The 26340-nt window shown below is 57.7% G+C and carries 27 protein-coding genes and 1 tRNA gene; 13 read left to right on the top strand and 15 right to left on the bottom strand.

The genetic code is table 11. The annotated features are described in order from the left end of the window. Positions 1 to 39: 39 nt before the first annotated feature. From mmsB to KW568_RS10450, 6 genes are all read right to left on the bottom strand, one after another. Positions 40 to 1230 (bottom strand): multiple monosaccharide ABC transporter permease, encoded by a 1191-nt coding sequence (gene mmsB / locus KW568_RS10475; RefSeq protein ID WP_004576116.1) that lies wholly within the window; start codon positions 1228 to 1230, stop codon positions 40 to 42. Further along, positions 1227 to 2762, bottom strand: a complete 1536-nt coding sequence (mmsA, locus tag KW568_RS10470; protein WP_004576115.1) for a multiple monosaccharide ABC transporter ATP-binding protein — start codon at positions 2760 to 2762, stop codon at positions 1227 to 1229. The genes mmsB and mmsA overlap by 4 nt, the downstream gene beginning before the upstream one ends. A gap of 55 nt (positions 2763 to 2817) precedes the next feature. Further along, positions 2818 to 3885 carry a multiple monosaccharide ABC transporter substrate-binding protein gene (gene chvE, locus KW568_RS10465; RefSeq protein ID WP_004576114.1) on the bottom strand — a complete coding sequence of 356 codons (1068 nt, stop codon included), beginning with the start codon at positions 3883 to 3885 and terminating at the stop codon, positions 2818 to 2820. Positions 3886 to 3978: 93 nt separating this feature from the next. Next, entirely contained in the window at positions 3979 to 5064 is a 1086-nt protein-coding gene (locus KW568_RS10460) for a Gfo/Idh/MocA family protein (protein WP_004576113.1), read from the bottom strand. Positions 5065 to 5115: 51 nt separating this feature from the next. Then, on the bottom strand, positions 5116 to 6111 hold the full coding sequence (iolG, locus tag KW568_RS10455; protein ID WP_004576112.1) for an inositol 2-dehydrogenase: 996 nt from the start codon (positions 6109 to 6111) through the stop codon (positions 5116 to 5118). Between the two features lie 43 nt (positions 6112 to 6154). Next, positions 6155 to 7021 carry a sugar phosphate isomerase/epimerase gene (locus KW568_RS10450; RefSeq protein WP_004576111.1) on the bottom strand — a complete coding sequence of 289 codons (867 nt, stop codon included), beginning with the start codon at positions 7019 to 7021 and terminating at the stop codon, positions 6155 to 6157. A gap of 318 nt (positions 7022 to 7339) precedes the next feature. Here KW568_RS10450 and KW568_RS10445 point away from each other — a divergent pair, with 318 nt between their 5' ends. The 3 genes from KW568_RS10445 (at position 7340) to KW568_RS10435 (ending at position 9882) form a co-directional block, all read left to right on the top strand. Beyond that, the gene (locus tag KW568_RS10445; RefSeq protein ID WP_004576110.1) at positions 7340 to 8254 is read left to right on the top strand and encodes a LysR family transcriptional regulator; all 915 of its coding nucleotides are present in this window, start codon (positions 7340 to 7342) and stop codon (positions 8252 to 8254) included. Positions 8255 to 8358: 104 nt separating this feature from the next. Next, positions 8359 to 8742: a nuclear transport factor 2 family protein gene (locus tag KW568_RS10440; protein WP_004576109.1), complete on the top strand. Its 384-nt coding sequence runs from the start codon at positions 8359 to 8361 to the stop codon at positions 8740 to 8742. Between the two features lie 75 nt (positions 8743 to 8817). Continuing rightward, positions 8818 to 9882: a maleylacetate reductase gene (locus KW568_RS10435; protein ID WP_371044591.1), complete on the top strand. Its 1065-nt coding sequence runs from the start codon at positions 8818 to 8820 to the stop codon at positions 9880 to 9882. Positions 9883 to 9940: 58 nt separating this feature from the next. Here the strand turns inward: KW568_RS10435 and KW568_RS10430 are convergent, their stop codons facing one another. Continuing rightward, on the bottom strand, positions 9941 to 10855 hold the full coding sequence (locus KW568_RS10430) for a LysR family transcriptional regulator (protein ID WP_004576106.1): 915 nt from the start codon (positions 10853 to 10855) through the stop codon (positions 9941 to 9943). 156 nt (positions 10856 to 11011) lie between these two features. Between KW568_RS10430 and KW568_RS10425 the strand changes: the two genes are divergently transcribed. Further along, the gene (locus KW568_RS10425; RefSeq protein WP_004576105.1) at positions 11012 to 11884 is read left to right on the top strand and encodes an intradiol ring-cleavage dioxygenase; all 873 of its coding nucleotides are present in this window, start codon (positions 11012 to 11014) and stop codon (positions 11882 to 11884) included. 59 nt (positions 11885 to 11943) lie between these two features. Continuing rightward, a complete protein-coding gene (locus tag KW568_RS10420; RefSeq protein ID WP_004576104.1) occupies positions 11944 to 12249 on the top strand; it encodes a Dabb family protein in 306 nt (101 codons plus the stop codon). A 664-nt stretch (positions 12250 to 12913) separates the two neighbouring features. On the opposite strand, the gene KW568_RS10415 is transcribed toward KW568_RS10420, so the two are convergent. The 5 genes from KW568_RS10415 to KW568_RS10395 form a co-directional block, all read right to left on the bottom strand. Next, positions 12914 to 14272, bottom strand: coding sequence for a carbohydrate porin (locus KW568_RS10415; protein ID WP_004576103.1), 1359 nt, complete (start codon positions 14270 to 14272; stop codon positions 12914 to 12916). Between the two features lie 224 nt (positions 14273 to 14496). Beyond that, positions 14497 to 15960: a sugar porter family MFS transporter gene (locus tag KW568_RS10410; protein WP_033726603.1), complete on the bottom strand. Its 1464-nt coding sequence runs from the start codon at positions 15958 to 15960 to the stop codon at positions 14497 to 14499. A gap of 337 nt (positions 15961 to 16297) precedes the next feature. Next, positions 16298 to 16645 (bottom strand): cytochrome b, encoded by a 348-nt coding sequence (locus KW568_RS10405; RefSeq protein WP_232435441.1) that lies wholly within the window; start codon positions 16643 to 16645, stop codon positions 16298 to 16300. 20 nt (positions 16646 to 16665) lie between these two features. Continuing rightward, complete coding sequence (locus KW568_RS10400; RefSeq protein ID WP_004576100.1) at positions 16666 to 16845, bottom strand: hypothetical protein; 180 nt, start codon at positions 16843 to 16845, stop codon at positions 16666 to 16668. 450 nt (positions 16846 to 17295) lie between these two features. Next, positions 17296 to 17385: transfer RNA gene (locus KW568_RS10395), tRNA-Ser, on the bottom strand. 253 nt (positions 17386 to 17638) lie between these two features. Between KW568_RS10395 and KW568_RS10390 the strand changes: the two genes are divergently transcribed. Then, on the top strand, positions 17639 to 18310 hold the full coding sequence (locus tag KW568_RS10390) for a Bax inhibitor-1/YccA family protein (protein ID WP_003251184.1): 672 nt from the start codon (positions 17639 to 17641) through the stop codon (positions 18308 to 18310). A 147-nt stretch (positions 18311 to 18457) separates the two neighbouring features. On the opposite strand, the gene KW568_RS10385 is transcribed toward KW568_RS10390, so the two are convergent. Beyond that, entirely contained in the window at positions 18458 to 18634 is a 177-nt protein-coding gene (locus KW568_RS10385; protein WP_162996115.1) for a hypothetical protein, read from the bottom strand. On the opposite strand from KW568_RS10385, the gene KW568_RS10380 reads away from it, so the two are divergent. The 7 genes from KW568_RS10380 (at position 18625) to KW568_RS10350 (ending at position 23533) form a co-directional block, all read left to right on the top strand. Beyond that, a complete protein-coding gene (locus tag KW568_RS10380) occupies positions 18625 to 20004 on the top strand; it encodes a nucleobase:cation symporter-2 family protein (protein WP_003251186.1) in 1380 nt (459 codons plus the stop codon). The genes KW568_RS10385 and KW568_RS10380 overlap by 10 nt on opposite strands. Before the next feature lie 95 nt (positions 20005 to 20099). Then, the gene (gene tusD / locus KW568_RS10375; protein ID WP_003251188.1) at positions 20100 to 20492 is read left to right on the top strand and encodes a sulfurtransferase complex subunit TusD; all 393 of its coding nucleotides are present in this window, start codon (positions 20100 to 20102) and stop codon (positions 20490 to 20492) included. 1 nt (position 20493) lies between these two features. Further along, a complete protein-coding gene (gene tusC / locus KW568_RS10370; RefSeq protein ID WP_003251191.1) occupies positions 20494 to 20853 on the top strand; it encodes a sulfurtransferase complex subunit TusC in 360 nt (119 codons plus the stop codon). Beyond that, complete coding sequence (gene tusB / locus KW568_RS10365) at positions 20853 to 21149, top strand: sulfurtransferase complex subunit TusB (RefSeq protein ID WP_003251193.1); 297 nt, start codon at positions 20853 to 20855, stop codon at positions 21147 to 21149. The genes tusC and tusB overlap by 1 nt, the downstream gene beginning before the upstream one ends. Further along, positions 21146 to 21481: a TusE/DsrC/DsvC family sulfur relay protein gene (locus tag KW568_RS10360; protein WP_003251195.1), complete on the top strand. Its 336-nt coding sequence runs from the start codon at positions 21146 to 21148 to the stop codon at positions 21479 to 21481. The genes tusB and KW568_RS10360 overlap by 4 nt, the downstream gene beginning before the upstream one ends. Further along, the gene (locus KW568_RS10355; RefSeq protein WP_004576099.1) at positions 21478 to 22479 is read left to right on the top strand and encodes a glycosyl transferase family protein; all 1002 of its coding nucleotides are present in this window, start codon (positions 21478 to 21480) and stop codon (positions 22477 to 22479) included. The genes KW568_RS10360 and KW568_RS10355 overlap by 4 nt, the downstream gene beginning before the upstream one ends. A gap of 94 nt (positions 22480 to 22573) precedes the next feature. Further along, positions 22574 to 23533, top strand: coding sequence for a glutathione S-transferase family protein (locus KW568_RS10350; protein WP_004576098.1), 960 nt, complete (start codon positions 22574 to 22576; stop codon positions 23531 to 23533). 105 nt (positions 23534 to 23638) lie between these two features. On the opposite strand, the gene cysG is transcribed toward KW568_RS10350, so the two are convergent. Together cysG and serS are read right to left on the bottom strand one after the other, a co-directional pair. Continuing rightward, positions 23639 to 25030 (bottom strand): siroheme synthase CysG, encoded by a 1392-nt coding sequence (cysG, locus tag KW568_RS10345; RefSeq protein ID WP_004576097.1) that lies wholly within the window; start codon positions 25028 to 25030, stop codon positions 23639 to 23641. Next, positions 25031 to 26311 carry a serine--tRNA ligase gene (gene serS / locus KW568_RS10340; protein ID WP_003251204.1) on the bottom strand — a complete coding sequence of 427 codons (1281 nt, stop codon included), beginning with the start codon at positions 26309 to 26311 and terminating at the stop codon, positions 25031 to 25033. Positions 26312 to 26340 lie beyond the last annotated feature (29 nt).

The raw sequence follows: 26340 nt of genomic DNA, 5'->3' as shown, positions 1-26340 counted from the left end.
CGGCTCAGTAGCCGGGATTTTTCCATCAGATCCGAGCCTCTACGCCCTGTTCTTCTGGTACACGTCTACAAACACGGCGGCCAGCAATACTGCCCCCTTAATCATTTGCTGGTAGTCAACGCCAATGCCCATGATCGACATGCCGTTGTTCAGCACCCCCATGATGAAGGCACCGATCACCACGCCCATCACCTTCCCTACCCCACCGGATGCCGAGGCTCCCCCAATAAATACGGCGGCAATGACGTCCAGCTCGAAACCGCTGCCGGCGCGGGGGGTTGCGCTGTTCAGGCGTGCCGCAAAGATCAGGCCTGCCACAGCAGCCAGTACACCCATGTTCACAAATGTGAAGAAGGTGACCCGAGCGGTGTTGATACCGGAAAGCTTCGCGGCCTTCAGGTTGCCGCCCACTGCGTAGATCCAACGCCCGATCACCGTCCGATTCATGATGAACGTGTACAGGCCGATGAGCGCACACATGATGACCAGTACCGTAGGAAGCCCTCGGTAAGTCGCCAACATGAAGCAGAAGGCGATGATGGCCCCACCCAGGATGCCATGCTTGAGCGCAAACAAAGACAGGGGCATAACCTCTCCACCAGCTTTGCTGACCCTCCTACGAGCACGCCATTCAATCCAAAGGAAGCACGCAACTACCAATACACCAAGCACCAGGGAGGTGACTTTGAGACCTTGGCCTTGGAAGGGGTCAGGCAGGAAGCCCGCACTCAGGGCGACGAACTCTGCCGGGAATGGCCCAATCGACTGCCCTTCACCAATGGCGATGGTGGCCCCACGGAAGATCAGCATGCCGCCCAGTGTCACGATGAATGAGGGCATTCCCCAGAACGCCACCCAGTAGCCTTGGGCAGCACCTATGAGGCCGCCGATGAACAAGCAAAGCAGTGATACCGTGATGAAGTCGAACTGGTACTGCACCATCAACACAGCTGCTATCGAACCGATAACCCCAACGATGGAGCCAACTGATAAATCGATGTGACCGCAGACGATGACCATGAGCATGCCCAAGGCCATGACCACGATGTAGCTGTTCTGCAAGATCAGGTTGGTCAGGTTGAGAGGCTGGAGCAATGCGCCGCCCGTGGCGATTTGGAAGAACACGATGATGACGAGCAAAGAGCTCAACAACCCGTACTCGCGGGCACCTCGTTTGATAGCAGGAAGCAAGCTCGGTTTTGCCGCCACAGGGGCGATGACATCAGTCATTGGATGACCTCATTTTTCATGATGGCGTGCATGATTCGCTCTTGAGACGCCTCTTTGATTGGGAATTCCCCGACGAACCTTCCCTCGTTCATCACATAGATCCGGTCGCAGGTGCCGAGCAGTTCGGGCATCTCCGAAGAGATCATGATCACGGTCTTGCCCTTCGCCACTACCTGATTAACCACCCCATAGATCTCGTACTTGGCACCCACGTCGATACCCCTGGTGGGTTCATCCAAGATCAGGACTTCGGGGTCGGAGAACAGCCATTTCGCGAGAACCACCTTCTGTTGGTTGCCACCAGAGAGACGCTCTACAGGTTGGCGAAGATCGGGGCTTCGAATGCGCAGGGTCTTCTTGTAGCCATCACCAACACCGAGCTCCTCGGTTTCGTTGATGATCCAACGGCGTGCCAGGGATTTCAGACTGGCCAGGCTTACGTTCCGACCGATGCCATCGGCCAGCAATAGCCCAGCGCCCTTGCGATCTTCGGTGGCGTAGGCGATGCCGTTATCAATGGCTTCACGCACACTGCGCACGCGAAGCTCCTGCCCATTCAGGCGAACGGTTCCTCGAATGTTCTTGCCGAAAGAACCACCAAAAATGCTCATTGCGAGTTCTGTACGACCAGAGCCCATGAGGCCTGCAATACCCACCACCTCACCTTTGCGAGCATAGAAACTCACGTTGCGGATGAAGTCCTCGCCCGGGCGCTCCGGATGCTCCACCGACCAGTTCTCCACCTCAAGCTGCTTCTCACCGAGGTTTGGCTCTCTGCTCGGGTAACGGTCGGCCAGCTCACGGCCAACCATCGCCTGCACGACCCGGTTTTCGCTCAACGGCGACTCACGACAATCAATGACGTCCACCGTCGTCCCGTCCCGGATGACCGTAACCCCGTCAGCTACACGTGATATTTCGTTGAGCTTGTGGGAGATGATGATCGAGGTGATGTCCTTCGCTTTCAGCTCGAGCATGAGCTCCAGAAGCCGCTCGCTATCCTTCTCGTTGAGGCTGGCGGTAGGCTCATCAAGGATCAAAAGGCGAACGTCCTTGCCGAGCGCCTTTGCAATCTCGACGAGTTGCTGCTGACCGATGCCCAGTTGGTTTACACGGGTCTGGGGCGAAACCTCCAGGCCTACCTTTTCCAGCAAAACCTTCGCTTTGCGATGTGCATGCGACCAGTCGATAACTCCCCTGGTTGCAACTTCGTGCCCAAGGAAAAGGTTTTCAGTGATCGAGAGCATCGGCACAAGTGCAAGCTCTTGGTGGATGATGCAGATCCCCAAGGCCTCGCTGTCACGCAGGTCGCTGAACTGGCGTACCTCACCGTCAAACCTTATCGACCCTTCGTAACTTCCGGCAGGATAAACACCACTCAGGATTTTCATCAGGGTGGATTTCCCAGCGCCGTTCTCACCGCAAATGGCGTGGATTTCACCCTTGCCCACCTGAAGATTCACACTGGTGAGGGCTTTAACCTGGCCAAAACTTTTTTGAATGCCGCGCATGTCAAGAAGATGAGGTGACATGGCTCTCCTCCTATCTCAAAAGCGGCCCGGAAGCCGAGCCGCTGACATTGGGCAATTACTGCAGACGGTCTTGGGTGTAGTAGCCGGAATCGACCAGAACCTTTTGCACATCCTTGGCTTCTACGGAAACTGGCGAGAGAAGCTGGGTAGGAACGACCATGGAGCCGTTGTTGTACGAGGTCGTGTCGTTTACCAGCACATCCTTGCCTTGAAGGGAGCTGTCCATCATCACGGCTGCAGCTTCAGCCAAGGCGCGAGTGTCTTTGAACACGGTCGAATGCTGGTCACCCCGGATGATCGCTTTCACGCTAGGAATTTCCGCATCCTGGCCTGTCACGACAGGCATCGGATTGCCGCCGCTACCGTAGCCAACCCCCCGCAGCGAAGAGACCACACCCACCGCGAGCTGGTCGTTCATCGCAAGCACGGCATCGAGATGAGATTTGCCGTAGAAGGCGCTGAGAATATTGTCCATCCGGGACTGGGCAAGTGCCCCATCCCAGTTCAGCGTGGCGACCTGGTCGAGCTTGACCTGCCCGCTACGGATCACGAGCTTGCCGCTATCAATGTAAGGTTGCAGAACGGACATCACCCCGGCATAGACGACGTGAGCGTTGTTGTCGTCAGTGGAGCCCGCGAAGATTTCGAAATTGAATGGCCCGGTACCTTCGTTCAACTTCAAGGCACTGACAATGGACTCCCCCTGGAGCACGCCAGTTTTATAGTTGTCGAAAGTAGCGTAGTAGTCGAAGTCTTTGGAGTTTCGGATAAGACGGTCATAGGAAATGACCGTGATGCCCTTTTCCTTGGCCTGGCGAAGCAAGTCCGTCATCGTGGTGCCATCGATAGGAGCGATGATCAATCCCTTGACGCCTTTTACCAGCAGGTTTTCCAGCTGGGACAACTGAGTGGAAACTTCGTACTGGGCATATTGAATATCGGTTTTGTAGCCAAGCTTGGTAAGCGCATCCACCATGCTTTGACCATCGGAGGTCCAACGTGCCTCCGCTTTAGAGGGCATTGAAATACCGATCAACCCTTTAGTGTTTTCTTCTTTCTTTGAGCAGCCGACAACCGCAACCGCTACGCACAGAGACGCAGCAAGCTTCATGAACTTGTTCATAACGTTCACCTATTACTGTAGCCATTATTTTTCTTTTTACTCAGAACCGCCCCCATTGCGGGGGCGGTACAGCAAGGTGGAGCGAGTAACTACTTAGCCGAGTTTAACTTCCTGACCTGCTTTATCGGAGGACTCGAAAATTGCCTCCAGCAGGATGTTGATGTTATGAGCCTGGCTGGCTGGCACTTGCGACGGAGTACCGTTCTGCAAGGCCTGGACGAACGCCGCAGCTTCACGGTCGAAGTACACCGGATTACCGATTTCAGCGATCTCGGGGGAGTACACGGTTTTGCGTACCGCCCAGATTTCGGGGAAGCTGGTTTCATTCCAGTGAGTCCAACCTTGCGGATGGCCATTTTTGCCGTCGTGGTACAGCTTGTAGGACGCCGGCATTGGAGTGGAATGCATCACACCATGGGTACCGTAGGCAGTGATGTCCCAGGTTTCAGTCCACGGCATCGGATCCCACGACATGAAGTCGATGGTGACCATCTTGTCGTCGTAGTTCAGAACAGCGGCAGCCGCATCTTCACGAGCAGAATCGCTCATCTGGCCAGCGAACTTGCTAATGCGGGCGTTCACGGAGCGCGGCATGCCGAAGTGCAGGAGGATCCGGTCGATGGTGTGGCAACCAATCACATAGAACGCACCGCCACGGTCACCTGGCTGCTTCATGTGGTTGGTATCAGCTTCATCATGGGAGCAGCCGGCGTGGGCACGTACTTGAAGTACCTTGCCGATCTCTCCGCTCTCGAGAACCTTCTGCATTTTTTCCACCGAAGGAGCGAACCTCCAGCAGTAGCCGACCTGGAACAGACCACCGGTACGCTCAACGGCCTCGACGATGCGCTGGGTGTCCTGCGGCCCACGACCAGCTGGTTTCTCACACAGCACAGCCTTACCTGCTTCCAGAGCTTCAATTGCCCAGTCGGCCATCAGGTAGCTCTTCGGGTGAACCAGCACTACGTGAACATCAGGGTCGGCCAGGATTTCGTCCTTGGTGCGAGCCTCGAGCTCAAGCGCATCAACGAACGGCTGCAGCAGCGGGCTGTCGTCATAGGCGCCGAGGAAGCGAACGCCTGGGATACGCTTGAAGGCTTTGACGCGTCCCGAAGTATGCGGGTGGGTAATACCCAGGCAAGCGACGCCCAGTGGTTTGCCATTCAGATTCAGCGACATTGTTGTTCTCCTATCTCACGAAATCGGGCGCCCGAAGGCGCCCGTCGTCAATCAAAGCTTTACAGCGCGACCAGTGCTTACGGACTCGACACAAGCATCAGCCAGGCGCAGGGCCTGGAGGCCGTCAAACGGAGTAACCGGCAGCGGCTTCTCTTGCACCAGAGCTGCAACAAAGGCGTCCAGTTCGGACTTGTAGGCCTGCTGGTAGCGCTCCAGGAAGAAGTTCAGCAGCGGCTCACGGGAGTCAGTTGCTTCCTGAGTCCAGCGGCGCATGGTGGTTGGGCGCAGGTTGTCTTGGAGCAGCATGCCTTTGGAGCCAAAGACTTCGATACGCTGGTCGTAGCCGTAAACGGCCTGACGGCAGTTGTTGATATGGCACTGCTTACCGCTGGCGGTCTTCATGTGCACCATCGCGGTGTCGTAGTCGTCGTACTTTTCCATCAGGGGGGAGTCGACCAAACGGCTACCCATGGCGGTGATTTCCACCGGCTCTTCACCCAGCAGCCAGCGACCGATATCCAGGTCATGGATGGTCATGTCGCGGAAGATACCGCCGCTGTGTTGAATGTAATCTTCTGGAGCAAGGCCAGGGTCGCGGCTGGAGATGATGACCTGGCGCACTTCACCGATTTCACCGGCGATGATCGCTTCACGCATCGCTGCGAAGGTGGTTTCAAAACGGCGGTTGAAGGCCAGCATGACGCGACCGTTCAGGCCTTCGATTTCTTCGACGGCTGCTTGGCTTTTCAGCAGGTCCAGATCAATCGGCTTTTCGCACAGAACAGCTTTACCCTGGCGAACCGCACGCATCATCAGCTGGATGTGGGTATTGGTTGGGGTACCGATGACGATGGCGTCAACGTCATTGCGGTCGATTGCGGCTTCGCAATCGGTCATCGCGTCAGCACCCAGAGCGCCGGCCAGGGACTGAGCTGCGGAAGCATAGGGATCGGCCACAGCGATCAGACGAGCATTTGGGTTTGCGGCAACATTGGCTGCGTGAATTTTGCCGATACGGCCTGCGCCCAGAACTGCAATTCCAACCATGATGAATTCCTCGTTGTTCTTAAAGTGATGGTTAAACGCGGGCTCAGAAACGCGCGTGTACGAATTGGGCCATCGTCGAGTCGAAGGCACGCTTGGCCACGACATCCAAGGGCAGCTTGCGCAGCTCAGCCGAGATGAGCTCCACACCCCATGGGCCGCGATAGCCGGTGTCGAGAATTGCCTGAACGAAGTGCGGGAGATCCAGCTGCCCCTCACCGCAGCATTTACGGTGGTGGGTGGAGTCGTTGAACACATCACCGACCAAGGCCAGGTCAGCGTCATCGATCTCGACGCCTTTGATCAGCTCAAGAGGAATCTTGCTGATCTCATCAAAGCCCATACCACCACGAGCGATGTGCCAGCTATCGACCATCAGGCCACCGTTAGGGCGAACGCCTTCGGATACAGCCAGCGCCTTATCGATGGTGTTAACGCTGGAGAACGGCAGAAACTCGATAGCTACGTTGACGTTGTACTCAGCAGCCTTGTCGCACAGGATTGCGAACGAATCACGCATCAGAGGCACATCTACATCGCCCTCTTCAAAGAGCCCTGCCGCACATTTCAGGCGAGTGGCGCCGACATCTGCAGCGATGTCGAGCAGCTCTTTGCACATACGATCCGACACCGAACGACGCTCGCAAGCCAGGTGCCAGTCGATCAGGAACTCGACCTCCAGGTGCTTCATGCCGTTGTCTTGGAAAATCTGGCGAACGGTTGGCAGCCCAAGTTTTTCGATGGAGTGAACGATGTCGGAGTACACCAACCCCATGCCCCGCCAGCCGGCTTTGGAAGCTGCTTCGGCGCGTTCCTGCAAGGTGTAAGGACTGATTTCACTCTGCGCACCTGGGTAGGTGTCACCTGCGATAGTCCAGTAGGAGGCGATCAGATCAACTTGATTACTAGGCATGTCGAATCACTCAAATTACGAGAGAAAAGCGAACGGTGTTCGCGAAGCACGAAGCTCCATCCAGGTGAATACCGCCCACGGGAAGCTGGGTAAGGCGTTCAGGAAGATGAAAGTTGTTGAGGTCGAGCAACAAGAAGGACGAGCGGAAGCCTCGGAATGGCTGACCGCGAAAATATGAAGTGCACGAAGCTTGGGCTTGGCGTCTCATGGTTTGTACCAATTCTTGTTTTTGTGACGTTGAGGTGAGTCTAATTTCTCCCATGGAAGGAAAAAACCCGTAAGATCGGGATACAGCTTCCCACCTAGCGGGAGAATCGCGTGGATCCGTTCAAAGAAGTCGAGTTTTTTATCCAAGTGGCCGAGGCAGGCAGCATCAGCAAGGCAGCCGAGCGACTTGGATTATCTGTCTCTGCGGCAAGCCGGCACCTAATCGCTTTGGAAACGAGGTTGGGTGTTCGCCTTGTGCAGCGCACAACAAGGCAACTGTCACTCACCGAGGTGGGAGAGGAGTTCTACAGGCGCACCAGGTCTGTGATGGCAGACCTGAAAGAAGCCGAGAGCGTGGCCAGGGACGCGGTAGTGCAGCCACGTGGTGTGCTCCGGGTTACTGCCTCCCTTTCATTCTGCCTGCTCCACATCGAACCGCTGCTTCCTGAGTTCACTCGGCGCTACCCCGAGATCAGTGTCGACGTGATTGCTGCCAACCGATACCTGGACGTGATGGAAAACAACGTAGACGTCGCCATCCGCACCAGGCAGTTCGAAGCAGATAACAACCTCACGATCAGGCGCCTGGCAGAAACCCGTAGGATCCTCGCCGCCTCCCCCGCTTACCTCGAGAAGAACGGCATCCCCAAGCATCCGATGGATCTTATCCGCCACAAGATGCTGGTCTACGACTATGCGATCAACCCGACCGAGCTGCCATTCAAGCGGCGTGATGAAACCGCAACAGTGAATGTGAGATCATTCATTTCTGCCAATGACGGCCAGTTTGTATTGAAGGCAGCACTCGATGATCTCGGGATTTTGATCCAGCCGAAATACATCGTGCAGGATCACCTGGAGCGTGGAGAACTCGTCTCGGTGTTGGACGACTGGGATCTACCTCGCCTGACGATGAACATCGCTTTCCAGACTCGCAGGCACATGCCCGCAAAGGTTCGACTCTTCATTGAGGCCTTAGCAGAACGCTTCCGAAAAAATGATTACGAGCGACTCTGGACTAAGTGACCAGTTTTTCACAGGTGAAATAAAGATTTCCCGAAAACCGGTTTTTAACCGATTACGGTAAATATACGCTGACCCGACCAAGTACAAGATTCAGGTCAGCCAGCATGATCCACATCACCGAAGAGATCAGATCTCACATTCATGATCTGGAAGGTCGTCGATATCGCGCCATGCTTGAGGGCGATATCGACACCTTTATCACCCTCTCCCACCCGGGCCTCACCTATACCCACTCCACAGGTGTCGTCGACTCGCTATCGAGTTATGTGGCCAAGTGCATGGACGGCTACTACCAGTACCTCAACCTCGACGTCCCCATCGACAACATTCAAGTCCTCGGCAACGTTGCGATTGTGCACGGTCGAATGGCCGGTGAGATCGTAGCCGGCGGCACTCACAAAACGCTGAATAACCGCACTCTTTCCATATGGTCGTCATTGGGTGGCGAGTGGAAGTTTCTGGCCTACCAGCCGACCCCCATCAAATAGCGCACCGTAATTCATCTGCAGCGCTCCGCCTGCTGCCATTTGCAGTCAACAACAATAGGACTAGAACCCGTGGCTATCGCGAATTTCACCTACACCGGTCTTCCTTCCCGCGTCATCTTCGGAAAAGGCTCTCTTCAGCAACTCGAAGCTGAAATTGATCACTTGGGATCGCGCCGTGCGTTGGTACTCTCGACTCCAGAACAGCGTAGCCAGGCAGAGCGCATCGCTGACATCTTGGGCTCTCGCGCTGCCGGCATCTTCGACAAGGCCGTCATGCACGTCCCAATTGAAACTGCTCGAGAGGCTCGCCAGGTCGCCCTGGAATTGGGGGCTGACTGCGCAGTTGCTATCGGCGGAGGGTCGACTACCGGCCTGGGTAAAGCAATTGCCCTGGAATCCGGTCTCCCAATCCTGGCTATCCCTACCACCTATGCCGGCTCAGAGATGACCTCGGTTTATGGTCTGACTGAAAATGGCATTAAGCGGACTGGCAAGGATGTGCGCGTCCTGCCGAAAACCGTGATCTACGATCCAGAGTTGTCCGCAACGCTGCCAGTTGAGCTGTCCGTAACCAGCGGCATGAACGCCATCGCTCACGCAGCGGAAGGCTTGTATGCGCAGGACGGCAACCCTGTGATGTCGCTGATCGCCGAAGAAGGCATCCGCGCAATGGCCGAAGGCCTGAAACTGATTCTCGAGAATCCGGAAGATCTGGATGCTCGCTCGGACTGCCTGTACGGAGCCTGGCTGTGCAGCACCGTCCTGGGCAACGTCGGGATGGCGCTCCACCACAAGCTCTGCCACACCCTGGGCGGCAGCTTCAATCTGCCTCACGCACCAACGCACACTATCGTGCTGCCGCACGCTATTTCCTACAACTCAGAAGCGGCACCTGATGCGGCTGCCCGCATCGTTCGGGCCCTGGGTGGGAAATCTGCCTCGGCAGGCCAAGCGCTGTACGACCTGTCCAAGTCCTTGGGTGCGCCCCTGGCGTTGAAATCCTTGGGCGTCAACGAAGCCGACATGGATCGCGCTACTGAAATTGCGCTGGCCAACCCTTACTGGAACCCTCGCCCAATCGAACGTGGTGCGATCCGCGAGCTGCTTCAGAACGCTTATGAAGGTAACCGCCCAGTTTAAGTTGCGGATTTGCCTTAACCCACTCAATCCTCGTGCGGGGGGTTGAGTGGGTCTTTTTTTACCTCGTCCAATACCGCTCGTAGCCTTCCTTCTTGAAATGCTCTAGCAGGAAATCGATGAACAGTCGGGTCTTCGCAGGCATGTAGCGACGATCCTGGAAGGCAAGGTTTATCGTCAATCGCGGCAAATCCCAGTCATCAAGAACAGGGAGCAATCTGCCAGCAACCAAGTCGTCGTAGATGATGTACTTGGGCTGAACCAAAATCCCTGCACCGGCAAGCGCCGCAGCTCTAACTATCTGCCCGTCGTTCGACTCCATCGAAGGCTGAATCTTGACCGAAGCCCTCTCCTCCCCTCTGGTGAACTCCATCGAGTTGGGATGGTTCGCGTGGCTATAGATAAGCAGGTCGTGATTCTCGAGGTCGGCCACTGTTTTTGGATACCCACGCTGGGCCAAGTATGACGGGGATGCTGCAAGCACTCTCCGCGTTTCCGCCAAGCGCCGAATCGTGATGTTGGAGTCAGCCTCAAATTCTCGGGTACGAATCGCGAGGTCAATCTCCGTATCCATGATGTCGTAGTACCGGTTGGCACCGATGATCTTCACCTTGATACCTGGGTACAGACGCTTAAATGCCGGCACCAGAGGCGCTAGGTGAAGCATGGAGAAGGAAATCGTCGCCGTGATAGTCAGGGTACCGGTGGGCTCGACCAACGCCGCATTCACCGATGCTTCGGCCTCAGCCCATTCAGCAAGCAAGGCCTTACAACGCCCATAAAAATCATGCCCCGCGTTGGTCAACGCTAAGCGCCGAGTATTTCGGTCGACCAGACGCACTCGAAGCCGACTCTCGAGCGCTGCCAGGTGTCGGCTCGCTGCAGCATTGGAGATGTCCAATTTTTCAGCGGCCTTGCTCAGCGTTCCCAGCTCTGCTGTCTGAACGAAGAGCTCTATCTCGGTGTAGCGATCCACGGGACGCCTCTCAGTTTTTCACGGGTGAAACAAAGAATTTCATTGTCAGTATTTTATTCCACTGGGAAGCACTTTAGCGTAGTTACACCAATTCGAAAATGCTGGGGAAGCCCCCAACATCGCCGATTACAAGAATGAAGGAACCAGGGGCAACCAATGAGAAATCTGGACGAACACACTATTACCCAGGCCGTTTTGACTCGAAACGCCAACGCTGATGACGCGCGCCTGCGCGAGATCATGACCAGCCTGGTTCAGCACCTCCACGCCTTCGCTCGTGAGACAAAACTCACCGAGCCAGAGTGGGAGAAAGGCATCGAATTCCTGACCGCAGTGGGCCAGATCTGTTCTCCGACGCGCCAGGAATTCATCCTTCTCTCGGACACGCTTGGCCTGTCCACCCTCGTGACGGCACAGAACCACAAGAAGCCAGACGGCTGCACTGAAGCCACCGTGTTCGGCCCATTCCACGTGCAGAATGCCCCACAGTACGACCTCGGCACCGACATCAGCGATGGTTTGCCGGGCGTGCCATGGTATGTGCGTGGCTCTATTAAAGACATCGATGGCAACCCAGTGCCTCACGCTGTCATCGAGGTATGGCAGGCTGACGACGCCGGCTTCTACGACGTCCAGAAACCCGAGGTCGGCCAAGAAACCTATCAGGGCCGCGCCGTCCTGCAGGCCGATAGCGAAGGCCTCTACCACTTCAAAACCATCGTTCCTGAGTGCTACCCGATTCCCCACGATGGCCCGGTAGGCAAAATGCTCCAGGCGCTAGACCGCCACCCGTGGAGGCCGGCGCATCTGCACTTCATGATCATCTCGCCGAATCACGAACGCCTGGTAACCCACGTCTTCCGTGAGCATGGTGAGTACCTGGATTCCGACGCCGTATTCGGTGTCCGCTCTTCACTCATCGCCGACTGGATAGAGCATCAGCCTGGCGTTGATCCATACGGTGAGAAAGTCGAAACCCCGTACTTCACTCTCGACTTTGACTTTGTTCTGAACCCAGTCACCCGATAACAAAAATCCACTCCAGCCCGAGCCTTAGCTCGGGCGTTGCCCTTCCCTGGAGCTCCCAAATGCAACCTGTAAAACACATTGTTATGTGGAATTTACGCGGTGACAGTGAACAAGAACGCACCGATAACATTCACAAAGTGAAGAGCGAGTTCGAGTCGATCCGACACGAGATCCCAGGCCTCAAGCTTCTCGAAATCGGTGTCGACTTCAGCAAAATCGACTACGCATGCCATGTCGTGCTGTATTCGGAGTTCGAGTCGGTTCAGGCGCTCCAGGACTACGCAACCCACCCCGCCCACATCCGCGTGAAAGAGGCTCTGGGCAACCTGCGAACCCATCGGTACCAAGTCGACTACGTAGGCTAAGACGTCTCCACGATAGCCCGTTGCAACGACGGGCTATTCACACGCAGAGTGAGCAGGTGCCAGGAAAATCCAGCTTGCTTTTAGCCCCCTTACAAGAGCACTTTGGTCGCAACGAATGCTCGAGTCGAGCCCACGGATCAAATGAAATGACGGCTCCTCACTCCATTATCGAACGCGACAAAATCCTAACCTAGACGCCACGACTAGCAAAGCGCCATCATAGAAGGCTAGATGGCGCCTGCCCTCTACCTAGACTAGGGCACTTGCCTGAATAAACTCAAAGGCGTACTCCACCCTTCAGATAAAATAGGCCGAAATATAGAAAAGGATTCCGAGCAAGTCGCAAAGTTTTTAGCAATAAATTCTTGATCATCCTCGGCACACTCTCACTTGTGTGCTGCATCGCAACTTACTTAAGAACCGAGCTAAGTGGTGGACTTGGTAGCATAGGGGCTGTTGCGGGTATTCTTCTATGCGCAGCTTCAGCTAGAAACTAAAGAAAAGACTGACAGAGCTCTGCTCGTATTGAGCGGATTCGTCACGTTCGCCGTGCAAAAATGCTCCCTGAAATTAAATGGATTCTTCTAACAAAACAACCAACCCTAGCGACTTACCAAATAAAAAAGCCCGACATATGAGCCGGGCTATTGGTTTATGCAAATTCTTAGAATTTGACTGCCATCTTCAAGCCTGCAACAACCGCACTATCGACCTCATCCACACCACCCGGGTGACGGATGTACTGAAGGTTCGGTCTCAGGGTGAGCCAGGGCGTTACGGCAAATCCGTAGTAGATCTCCGCATCGTATTCGGTATCACGTATGGGCATGAACGCCGGGTTGTCGTAGTTGTTGATGCCCGCAAGCTGGTTGGTGAGACTGGCATGCTTGGCGACCGCTGGGTTGACGTGGATACGTGCGACCCCAAAGCCGAAGTCATCCTTCGGACGTGAGTCGAACGGGCCCTTATACGACACACCTGCCTGAACGAAATTGTCGACCAGGTTAGTTTCCTTATCATGCATCGTGGCATTGAAGAAGACAGACAGACCGCGATCAGTGGAGCCACCGCGAGACGTCAACTGTTGCTGGATGACAATCCAAGAGCCGTGCTTGCTGCCGTGGCTCTGAAATGCCCCGCCTGAGACCGGCTGTGGCTGGCCGTCGGCGCCGTCGAAGACATCGTCAGCCTTTGCATTGCTGTAGTAATACCCAGCTCGATATTCGCCTGGCAGGCCATTTACCTTCGGCGTCCAGACCAGCTCTACAGGGAACAAGGCCCCCTCAGCACCACTGCCGCTGAGCTTGAAGCCATTGCCGGTCTCAAGGTAGGAAGAGTTGACCTCAAAGGCCCCCACCTGCGCATAGATCTCTGGCGTGATCTTGTATTTCACCCGCGCTGCCCACTGGCTTACAGGCCAGTTGTACCAAACGGAGCCCGCCCAGTTCGCCACCTGGGCACCGCAGAAGGCATTGTTCTGGAAATCGCAGGGGAAGGTGTTGAAGTCCTCACCTTCACCGAAGCGCCCGAATTTCACATCCAGATCACCATCCAGAAACTCCTGACTCAGCCACATCTGCGTGAGGCGCCAAGTCTGCCCACGCCCATAAACCTCCTGGGTCGAGCTGAGCATGCCTGCGCGGGGATCACCAATCCGGTCACCCGCTAGGTTGCGACCACTGCGCTCGGTAATCATCAGCTGGAACTTCGCCCCTTGCCACCCGGCAAGCTTGTTCATATCCAACGTCGTCCCCAGGGCGAGTTGGTCGGTGTAGCGCGCAGTCTTGTCCTGATTGTACCCACCGTGCAAATTTGCAGCGGCCTCCCCCACATACTCAACTGTGATATCAGCCCCCTTGTCATGCAGCTCAGACCTCAAACCACCCCAGTCGCCAGTCAAGTAGTTCGACGCCTCAAACTTTTCATCCGCCCTTACATGATCTGAAATTAAACCAATCAGACCCAACACAGTAACACCAAGCAGAACGCGGGGATTAACCGGGTGAAGATAAACGACTGGCATATACTCTCCTACTGTACTTTTATTATTTTACGAAGTGCGAGCTTATGAGCAGAAGCTCTACTGCTGGAACGACACGCAAACGAGCCCACTTCCACGTGCCAAGCACTGAAAGCGAGCAATGATCAAGAGGGTTTAAGCGTAAGAATTCAAAGCTGGCTGGAGGTTATATGCAGTGGCACCACTGCTTAGGTAGTGCCACTGCAGGTACAACTATTTACGCAGGATTACCAAGAAATACTTGTTTTGGCTTCAACGCTTGCTTCTTGACGTGAGTCACTTTTGCCAGCAAAGCGACGCTCCATGAGTCGCTCGATTTCTTCCAGCGAAAGCCCCCTGGTCTCTGGAACACAGCGCAGACAGAAAATAATCGAGAACACATTAACCACAGCGAACAGGAAGAAGGTCATGCCACCGAAGTAGCTCAAGGTAATTGGGAAGGCAAAAGCTACGATGGCATTGAAGATCCAGAACAGTCCCACCGCGATCCCGTTCATGACGCCGCGAGAGTGGGTCGGGAAAATTTCCGACATCAGTACCCAGTAGACAGGGCCGATGCACATTTGCATGAAGAAGAGGAACACGAGGATACCAGACAGTGCCAGATAGCTCTGCGTCAGCGAACTAGGCATGAAGTTGATCACAACACCCAGGAAGATCTGGGTCAGGACAACAACCGCCAGCCCCAAGATCAGCATTGGCCGACGACCCATGCGACTGATGGCCCACATGCCGATCATGCAAGCAATTACCGAAATCACACCATTACCAATGGTAGCTACCAGGGCAGCACTGGTTCCCATGCCGGTGGATTTGAGGATGCTCGGGGTGTAGTACATGAATGCATTCACGCCGGTCGCTTGGATAACAAAGCCAAGACCAATCCCCACCAGCAGCAGCTTCATCAGCCATGGCTCACTGAGCTTGCTGACCATCGTGGTATGAGTGCGCTCGTAACTGCACTGCTCGACGATTTCCTTCACCTCCTCATCAGTTTCCTTCTCGGTATCGCGCAGGCCCAGCAATACCTTGCGAGCCTCATCAACGCGCCCTTTGGTCACCAGCCAACGAGGTGAAGTCGGGACGAAATTCGTGCCTATGTACAACAGGGCAGCGGGGATCAAAGCAATCGCCAGCATGTATCGCCAAATAGCTGGGTTCTCAAACAGATGAGCCAGGAGAGCGCTCAAGATGTAGGCCAGGCATTGGCCGGAGACGATCATCAATTCACTCTGACAGACCAGCCTCCCCCGGTGTTTGGGCCCGGCAAGCTCGGCGATGAATACAGGAACGATAGAAGAAGCGCCGCCGACAGCGATGCCCAAGGCAAAGCGAATCATGATCATGGCCCAAATACTTGGGGCCAGTGCACTACCGATAGCGCCGAAGGCGAACAGAAGCGCGAGGAGCCTCAGTACCAGCAGACGACCGTAGCGGTCTGCAAGGTGACCGGCAGCGAACGCGCCTACCGCACCACCAAAAATCAAAGAGGATGCAACCGCACCTTCAGTGACAGGAGTCAGACCGAGACCACCTTCACTCGGATCGAGGGTCATGAATGGGAGAGCACCCGAGATCACGCCGGTGTCGTAACCGAAGGCAAGAGAACCCATGGTTGCGATGGCCGCTACGCGCCAGAGGATCTTGGATTTTTGGCTAGGCAAGGCATGGTCGCCAGGTTGCATGAGCATCTACCTTTTTTAGATTTATGTAGTTGGTAGTGGGAGGCTATCCCCGCAACATGCAAAAAAAAACAGGCGAAAGGGAAATGTGTTTTTCCCTCATGAAAAGCTGACGGATGATGGGAGGTTTTTTGTTTCAGAAACGAATGATTGGATCCAGTGGGGCTCCACCACACCTCGCCCGAAGATTTCTCCGACAAATCCTAGCGCCCGTGGGTAGCGCGCGGTCTACAGACAAGCCGCAAGCTGCTCGACATACGAACGACCGACTAAGCCGGCAATGGCTAGTCCCTCTGCAGGGCATCACAGGCAGTGAAGAGCGGCCATAAACAGGCCCACTCCTGCTTCAGTGATTTCCGCCTGGGAGCATCCCCTTCAGTACGGCGTCCCTGTCGATGAAATGTTGCTTCAGAGCAGCTGCAATATGCCCTACAACGAGCACCCCGCAGAACCAACCCACATAGGTGTGAATCGCCTTGGCCGTGGCATACATTCCTTCATCAGCATCTACCAGAGGCGGCAGCGGGAACAAGCCGGCAACCATGATTGGCCTCTCCGCAACCGAACTCCAGTACCAACCGGATACAGGCAGTGCGATCAAAGCTACTCCATACAGGAGCCAATGCCCCACTGACGCTGCTTGCTGCATCGAGCGACTCCTTGTCTCTGGCATCCCTGGCGCAGGACGAGTCACCCGCCAGGCCAGTCGCAGAATCACCAGGAAAATAAGCGTGCTGCCATGGCCTTGTGCAGGAAGGTCAGAAAGTGGGCAGGATTCAACTCGTCTCGCCAGTGCACGGCCAAGAAGCCGATGACCCAAGCCACGATCCAAATGATGCCGCTGATCCAGTGAAGTTCCTTCGCCGTTGATGTGTAACCTTCAGCCTGTGACATAGCGCCTGCCAGCAAAAACAGGTCATGACTTTGGCGTCAAATCTAACAGTGCGGAATGACCAACCAACTCCCGACGCGAAAAACTGTTTTTCAGAAATGGACTTCACACCATCGCGAAAGTGAAGAGGTGAGTGCGTGTAGCCCCTTTCGGTGCCCGGTATAGAGAGGGTGGGCTACATTTGAACAACCTATTGCCTGAGCAGGGTTGGGATCTGAGCATGATGGGTTTGAAGGAGCTGTGAAAAGAAAGTACCGCTTTTACAGCGCAGACTAGAGAAGGCTATCTTCTTAAGGCATGGCAGCCTGACGTGGTGTGAGACCAGGCCTCAGTCAAATGTGCATTAGCGCGCAGCTGCTATACACCTTGTGCCTTCAGGTCAATAGCGATGGCTTAAAAAATGAGCTAAAAAAAAGGGCTAGATAACATTCTAGCCCTTTTTTCAACGATTTTGGCGGGGAACCAGGGATTCGAACCCTGGGAACGCTCTCACGTTCGCCGGTTTTCAAGACCGGTGCATTCAACCACTCTGCCAATTCCCCGATACTACCGCTAGGGTGTCCTGAAGCCTGAACCTGGCGACTACCTGAGATAAGAGCTCTAGGATAGTTGCTCATCGATGCTTTCAAGACCATTGCGTTAAACCACTCGGCCACGCTTCCAGCTCGTTTTGCGGCCGCCATAATACCTTAATGAAACACGCTGTCAAACTCTCTGTGTCGCGGGTTGCAGTAGCAATGGTAGACTCCTAGCATCTGAACGTCCGAAACCACAGGTTTACCAAGGAGTGTCGCCATGCGCGAACAGGATTACGCCGTCCACCACGGCCAGCAGGTCGAGCAGCAGGAGATCAGCAAGGTCCTGCGCAACACGTACAGCCTGCTGGCGCTTACTCTCGCCTTCAGCGGTGTCATGGCTTTCGTTGCCCAGCAGATGCGCGTCGGCTACCCGAACGTGTTCGTGGTGCTGATCGGCTTCTACGGGCTGTTCTTCCTTACCAACAAACTGCGTGATTCGGCCTGGGGCCTGGTGTCCACCTTCGCGCTTACCGGCTTCATGGGCTTCATCCTCGGCCCGATCCTCAACCGTTACCTGGGCATGGCCGGTGGCGCCGAGGTAGTGAGCTCCGCGTTCGCCATGACTGCGCTGGTATTTGGTGGTCTGTCGGCCTACGTGCTGATCACCCGCAAGGACATGAGCTTCCTCAGCGGCTTCATCACTGCAGGTTTCTTCGTTCTGCTGGGTGCTGTCGTTGCCAGCTTCTTCTTCCAGATCAGCGGCCTGCAACTGGCAATCAGCGCTGGCTTCGTGCTGTTCTCGTCGGTCTGCATCCTGTTCCAGACCAGCGCGATCATTCATGGCGGCGAGCGTAACTACATCATGGCGACCATCAGCCTGTATGTGTCGATCTACAACCTGTTTGTCAGCCTGCTGCAGTTGTTTGGCATCATGGGGCGTGACGACTGATTGATTGCTGTACCGCAAGAAGCCCGCTTAGGCGGGCTTTTTTGTAGGCGCTGGAAATGGGGCGGGCTGCGGGATGTTCGTCGGAAGAGGTTCAGCGCCTGATAGATCGAGCGGCGCCCGCGCAGCGCATCGCGAGCAAGCCCGCTCCTACATCAGTTTCGAGCCAACTATTCCTGCAATCACAATAACTGACCAAAAAGTCAGATAACCAGGCAAATGGTCGCCGATCATGCCGCCATCCTGCTTTTCTCTACCGCTATCTTTCATCACCCCGTAGAATGCGCTCCTTTTTTCTTCCGGGGCGGCTTTCAGCAATGAGCTCACACGAACACAGCCCAGGCGCAGCGGCGCCTGCCAATGAACTGGTGCTTGGTCTGGAGGACAAGCCACGGCTGTTGATCGGCCTGTTGGCAGCCCTGCAGCACCTGCTGGCGATCATCGTACCTATCGTCACCCCTGGCCTGCTGATCTGCCAGGCGTTGGGTGTATCTGCACGTGATACCAATTTGATCGTTTCGATGTCGCTGGTGATCTCGGGTATCGCCACCTTCGTCCAGTGCAAACGCTTCGGCCCATTTGGCGCGGGGCTGCTGATCGTTCAGGGCACCAGCTTCAACTTCGTCGGCCCGCTGATTGCCGGTGGTGCGCTGATGGTCAAGCAAGGCACGCCGGTCGAGGGCGTAATGGCAGCCATTTTTGGCGTAGTAATCGCAGGCTCGTTCGTCGAGATGGGCGTGTCGCGCATCCTGCCCTTCGTCAAACGCCTGATCACCCCGCTGGTGACTGGCATCGTGGTGTTGATGATCGGCCTGACACTGATCAAGGTCGGCCTGATCAGCATGGGAGGCGGCTTTGGTGCCATGGCCAATGGCACCTTTGCCAATGGCGAAAACCTGCTGATGTCGGGCGTGGTACTGGCGATCATCGTCGTTCTCAACCGTATCCCGGTGGTGTGGATGCGCAGCTGCGCCATCGTCATCGCCCTCGCGGTCGGCTATGCGCTGGCCGGTTTCCTGGGCCGCCTGGACTTTACCGGCATGCACGAGGCCGCGCTGTTCCAGGTGCCGACACCGCTGCACTTTGGCCTGGGCTTCTCGTGGGCGCTGTTCATTCCGATGCTGGTGATCTACCTGGTCACTTCGCTGGAAGCCATCGGTGACGTTACCGCCACCAGCAAGGTGTCGCGCCAGCCGGTCGAAGGGCCGGTGTGGATGCAGCGGATCAAGGGGGGCGTGCTGGTCAACGGCGCCAACTCGCTGCTGGCCGGTCTGTTCAACACCTTCCCTAGCTCGATCTTTGCCCAGAACAACGGGGTGATTCAGCTGACCGGTATTGCCAGCCGTCATATCGGTATGTGGATTGCCGTAATGCTGGTGTTGCTGGGTCTGTTCCCGAGTGTTGCCGGGGTGATTCAGGCCGTGCCGGAGCCGGTGCTGGGCGGCGCGGCGATGGTCATGTTTGGCGCGGTTGCGGCGTCGGGTATCAATATTCTGGCCAGCACCCGGCTGGACCGTCGGGCGCTGCTGATTATTGCGGTGTCGTTGGCGCTGGGGCTGGGCGTGGCGCAGGTGCCGGAATTCCTGGCGCACATGCCGGCGGCGATTCGCAACGTGCTGGAGTCGGGCGTGGCTACCGGGGGGATTTGTGCGCTGGTGCTGAACTGGTTCTTGCCGGAGGGCAAGGAGCAGGCTTGAACCTGGAGAGTGAATGATAAGCCCGCGCCCGCTTGCACAAGCGGGTGCGGGCTTTTTTGCTTTATCATGGCACCATTCCTTTGCATGAGTTAGCCATGAAATTCGCTATCGCGGTGTTCTCCCCGGCCCATGCGCCCTCTTCGCGACGCGCCCTGCGCTTCGCCGAGGCGGTGCTGGCCGGCGGGCATGAGATTGCCCGACTGTTCTTCTATCAGGACGGGGTGCACAGTGCCTCGGCCAACGTCGTCGCCCCCCAGGACGAACTGGACGTGGCTGGCCAGTGGCGCACGTTCATACAGACCCATCAGCTGGACGCCGTGGTGTGTATCGCCGCCGCCCTGCGCCGTGGCGTGCTCGACGAAGCCGAGGCCAACCGCTACCAGCGCCCAGCCGTGAACCTGCCCAAGCCCTGGGAACTGTCGGGGCTGGGCCAGCTGCACGAGGCCGCGCAAGTGGCCGATCGCCTTGTCTGCTTCGGAGGCGACTGATATGGCCAAGTCCTTGTTGATCATCAGCCGTCAGGCACCGTGGAATGGCCCCTCTGCCCGCGAGGCGCTGGACATCGCCCTGGCCGGCGGCGCGTTCGACCTGCCGATGGGCATGCTGTTCCTCGACGATGGTGTGTTCCAGCTCGCGCCGGACCAGCAACCCGCCGCCGTGCAACAGAAGAACCTGGCCGCCAACCTGCAGGCGCTGCCGATGTTCGGTGTCGAAGAACTGTTCGCCTGCAACCACAGCCTGGCCCGCCGCGGCCTGGCAGCCGAGACCCTGGCGCTGCCGGTGCAAGTGCTCGATGACGCAGCGCTGACCGCGCTGATAGCCCGTTTCGACCAGGTGATAACGCTCTGATGAAGACCCTGCATGTAATTGCCCATTCCCCGTTTGGCGACGAGCGCCTGGCCAGTTGCCTGCGCCTGCTCGGTGCCGAAGATGCCCTGCTGCTGTGCGGCGATGCCGTGTATGCCCTGCGCAGCGGCAGCGAGCCGCATGGCCATCTGCAAGCCGCCGGCCTGGCCCAGCGCCTGTTCGCCCTGGACGAGGATGTACAGGCCCGCGCGGTCGGCAACGACCTGGCAAAGGCCGTGGACTACGCCGGGTTCGTCGAACTGTCGCTGCAATACGACAAGGTCAACAGCTGGCTATGAATACGCTCACCGTTGGCGATCAGGCGATCGCCCTGGACAAGGATGGCTTCCTGGTCGACCTGCAAGACTGGTCCCACGACGCCGCCGAGGCTTTGGCCAAGCGCGAGGGTATCCCGTTGACGGCGGACCACTGGGAAATCCTCGAACTGCTCCGTCAGTTCTACCAGGAATACCAGCTGTCTCCGGCCACCCGCCCGCTGATCAAGTACACAGCCCTCAAGCTGGGCCCTGAAAAGGGCAACAGCCCGCACCTTAACCGCCTGTTCAACGGCACCCCCGCCAAACTTGCCGCCAAGCTGGCGGGCCTGCCCAAGCCGACCAACTGCATATGACTGAACCTCGTCCGCTCACTCTGGAAACCCCCGCCGAACACCCGTTCGCCGAATTCGTGCGCATTCTCGGCAAAGGCAAGCGCGGCGCGCGTGGCCTGACCCGCGAGGAGGCCCGTGCAGCCATGACCCTGCTGCTGGAAGGCAAGGTTGAAGACACCCAGCTCGGTGCCTTCCTCATGCTGCTGCGGCACAAGGAAGAAAGCGCCGAAGAGCTGGCCGGCTTCACCGAGGCCTTGCGCGCCCACCTGCAGGCGCCGCGCATCGCCGTTGACCTGGACTGGCCCACGTACGCCGGCAAGAAGCGTCACCTGCCCTGGTACCTGCTGGCCGCCAAGTGCCTGGCCAACAATGGCGTGCGCATCCTGATGCACGGCGGTGGCGCACACACTGCCGGGCGTATGTACACAGAGCAACTGCTCAACCCGCTGCAGATTCCGCTGTGCCGCGACTGGGCCGCCGTCGGCAACGCGCTGGACCAGCACCAGCTGGCATTCTTCCCGCTGCACGACTGGGCGCCGCAGCTGCAACGCATGATCGACCTGCGCAACACCCTGGGCCTGCGCTCGCCCATCCACTCGCTGGCGCGAGTGATCAACCCGCTGGGCGCTCGCTGTGGATTGCAGAGCATCTTTCACCCCGGTTACCAGGCCGTGCACCGCGAGGCCAGCCGCTTGCTGGGCGACCATGCCGTGGTGATCAAGGGTGATGGCGGCGAAATCGAGGTCAATCCCGATGTCATCAGCCATCTCTACGGCACCACGGCGGGTGAGGCGTGGGATGAAGAGTGGCCAGCGCTGAGCGAACGTCGCCATGTCAAGCCGCCCAGCCTGCAGGCAGAACACTTGCTGGCGTTCTGGCGTGGCGAAGTGGAAGACAGTTATGGCGAGAAGGCCCTGATTGCGACCATGGCGCTGGCCCTGCGTGGTTTGGGACAGCACCGCGAGCAGGCGTTCGTCACAGCGCAAGGCTACTGGGACACTCGAAATAGATCGATTTAGCCGATAATAGAACCGCGATCTTTGCGCTATTTCTTCGAACGATTTGGCCTAGACTGGGCTCCAACGACAAACAACTTTGTTTCAGGAGCTCACAATGGGCCTATTGATCGACGGCCGCTGGCACGACCAGTGGTATGAAAACGGCAAGGATGGCACGTTCAAGCGTGAGAATGCCCAGCGCCGCAATCAGCTGCCCGCCCCCGAGGCCGGCCGCTACCACCTGTATGTGTCGCTGGCCTGCCCGTGGGCCCACCGCACCCTGATCTTTCGCGCGCTGAAAGGCCTGGAGCCGTTGATCGACGTGTCGGTGGTCAGCTGGCTGATGCAGGACCATGGCTGGACCTTCGATCAGCAGCAAGGCTCCAGCGGGGACCACCTAGACGCCCTGCAGTACCTGCACCAGCGCTACACCCAGGATGATCCGCACTACACAGGACGCGTGACGGTGCCTGTACTGTGGGACAAGAAAGAGAAGCGCATCGTCAACAATGAGTCGGCAGAAATCATCCGCATTTTCAACAGCGCATTCAACGAGCTGACCGGCAATACCCTGGACCTTTACCCCGCATCGCTGCGCCCGACCATCGAAGCACTGAACGCACGTATCTACCCCGCGGTGAACAACGGCGTGTACCGCGCAGGCTTTGCTACCACGCAAGACGCTTACGAGGCTGCCTTCGACGACGTGTTCAACGAACTGGATTACCTGGAAGCCTTGCTAGGCCGCAATCGCTACCTGGCGGGTGAGTACCTGACCGAGGCTGATGTACGCCTGTTCACTACACTGGTGCGCTTCGATGCCGTGTACCACGGGCACTTCAAGTGCAACCTGCGCCGCCTGAGCGACTACCACAACCTGTCGAACTGGCTGCGTGAGCTGTACCAGTGGCCCGGGGTGGCGGGCACGGTGAACATGGAGCATATCCAGAAGCACTATTACATGAGCCACAAGACCATCAACCCGAACGGGATTGTGCCTAAAGGGCCTTTGCAGGACTTTGGCTTGCCGCATGATCGAGAGCGGTTGGTGGGCAAAGGGATTTGGCAGGCTTGAGAAAGCCGGGGCTGCTTTGCAGCCCATCGCGACACAAGGCCCACACACAAGGGCCTTGCAATGCCTGGGGCATGTGCGATGGGCCACAAAGCGGCCCCCACGATTTCAGCTGTTCTGCGAACCTTCGAACCAGGCCAGCTTGTCACGCAACTGCACCACCTCCCCCACAATCACCAGGGTCGGCGCATGCACCTCGTGCTGGGCCACCAGGTCTGGCAAGTCCGCCAAGGTGCCGGTGAACACGCGCTGATTACGCGTGGTCCCCTGCTGCACCAACGCCGCCGGGGTACTCGCGGCACGCCCGTGGCGAATCAGCTCGGCACAGATGGTCGGCAAGCCCACCAACCCCATGTAGAACACCAAGGTCTGCGCCGGCGCAACCAGGTCATTCCACGGCAGGTTGCTGGTGCCGTCCTTGAGGTGCCCGGTGACGAAGCGCACCGACTGGGCATAGTCGCGGTGAGTCAGCGGAATGCCGCCATACGCCGAGCAACCGCTGGCCGCGGTAATGCCCGGCACCACCTGGAACGGAATGCCATGCTCGGCCAGCTCTTCGATCTCTTCGCCGCCCCGGCCGAAGATGAACGGGTCGCCACCCTTCAGGCGCAGCACCCGCTTACCCTGCCGAGCCAGATCGACCAACAGACGGTTGATCTGGTCCTGCGGCACTGAATGATCAGCGCGGCGCTTGCCTACGTAGATACGCTCGGCATCACGACGACACATATCGATGATGGTGGGTGCGACCAGGCGGTCGTACAGCACCACGTCGGCCTGCTGCATCAGGCGCAAGGCACGGAAGGTCAGCAAGTCCGGATCACCCGGGCCGGCACCAACCAAGTACACCTCACCGCCCTGCTGCACCGGTGCGCCGTCTACCATCGCCTGCAACAGACGTTCGGCTTCCGCGCCCTGCCCGGCCAGCTGACGCTCGGCGATCGGCCCCTGGAACACGGTTTCCCAGAAGCCACGACGCTGGTTGACGTCCGGGTACAGGGATTTGACCTTGTGCCGGAAGCGTGCCGCCAGCCCGGCCAGTTCACCATAGGCCGAAGGGATCCATGCCTCGAGCTTGGCGCGAATCAGGCGTGCCAGTACCGGGGCGTCACCGCCGCTGGAAACAGCAATAACCAGCGGCGAGCGGTCTACGATCGCCGGGAAGATCACCGTGCACAGGGCCGGCGCATCCACCACATTGACCGGCACGCTAAGCGCCTGCGCATCAGCCGACACCTGGGCATTCAGCCCAGGGTCGTCGGTCGCCGCGATCACCAACCGGCAACCGACCAGGTCGGCTGCCTGATAGCCACGCACCAGCACCTCACCGCCACCTTCCCGGGCCAACGCCGCCAACTGGCCGTCGACGTCCGGCGCCACCACGCGCAGCACACCGCCGGCATCGGCCAGCAGGCGTGCCTTGCGCAAGGCGATCTCACCGCCACCGACGACCAGCACGCGGCCGCCCTGCAGCTTGTGGAACAGCGGCAGGTAATCCATTTAGCGGATGACCTCGACGCCGCCCATGTAAGGCTTCAGCACTTCCGGCACCAGGATCGAACCGTCGGCCTGCTGGTAGTTTTCCAGCACAGCAACCAGGGTACGGCCTACGGCCAGACCGGAGCCGTTGAGCGTGTGCACCAGCTCTGGCTTGCCGGTTTCCGGGTTGCGCCAGCGAGCCTGCATGCGGCGCGCCTGGAAGTCACCACAGTTGGAGCACGAGCTGATTTCGCGGTACTTGTCCTGGCTCGGCACCCACACTTCCAGGTCGTAGGTTTTCACCGCACCAAAGCCCATGTCGCCAGTGCACAGGGCCAGCACGCGGTATGGCAGCTCAAGCAACTGCAGCACGCGCTCGGCGTTGGCGGTCAGGCCTTCCAGGGCTTCCATCGACTTGGACGGCTCTACCACCTGCACCATCTCGACTTTGTCGAACTGGTGCTGGCGGATCATGCCGCGGGTGTCACGGCCAGAAGCGCCAGCTTCGCTGCGGAAGCAAGGGGTGTGGGCAACCAGTTTGAGCGGCAGCTGCTTGGCGTCGAGGATTTCACCCGCCACCAGGTTGGTCAGCGACACTTCGGCGGTCGGGATCAGGTAGAAGTCTGCCTCACCTTCGCGGGTGATCTTGAACAGGTCTTCCTCGAACTTCGGCAACTGGCCAGTGCCCTGCAGCGCCGGCGCCTGCACCATGTACGGGGTGTAGTGTTCCTCGTAGCCATGTTCGCCGGTGTGCAGGTTGATCATGAACTGCGCCAGGGCGCGGTGCAGACGGGCAACCGGACCACGCAGCACAGCAAAACGGGCACCGGACAGCTTGGCAGCCGCTTCGAAGTCCAGGCCACCGCTGATTTCACCGAGGGCCACATGGTCCTTGATTTCGAAGTCGAACGCCTTCGGCGTGCCCCAACGGCGCACTTCGACGTTGTCGTCTTCACTGGCGCCGACCGGCACGCTGGCGTCCGGCAGGTTGGGAATGGTCAGCAAGATGCTATCCAGCTCGGCCTGAATGGCGTCCAGCTCAGCCTTGCCGGCAGCCAGTTCGTTGGCCATGCGCTCGACGTCCGCCATCAGCGGGGCGATGTCTTCACCCTTGGCCTTGGCCTGGCCGATGGACTTGGAACGGGCGTTACGCTCAGCCTGCAGCTGTTCGGTGCGGGTCTGCACCGCCTTGCGGCGCTCTTCCAGTGATTCGATGCGCGCGACATCCAGGCTGAAGCCACGGGAGGCCAGGCGATCCGCCACTTCCTGAAGTTGGCCGCGTAACAGTTTGGAATCGAGCATATCGTTCTCTCGTTATATGTAGGTGTTGG

Source organism: Pseudomonas sp. HD6515, from assembly GCF_024971855.1.
Classification (GTDB): Bacteria; Pseudomonadota; Gammaproteobacteria; order Pseudomonadales; family Pseudomonadaceae; genus Aquipseudomonas; species Aquipseudomonas alloputida.
Note: the sequence above shows the minus strand (reverse complement) of the source record. Positions and strands in the feature narration are given on the sequence as shown.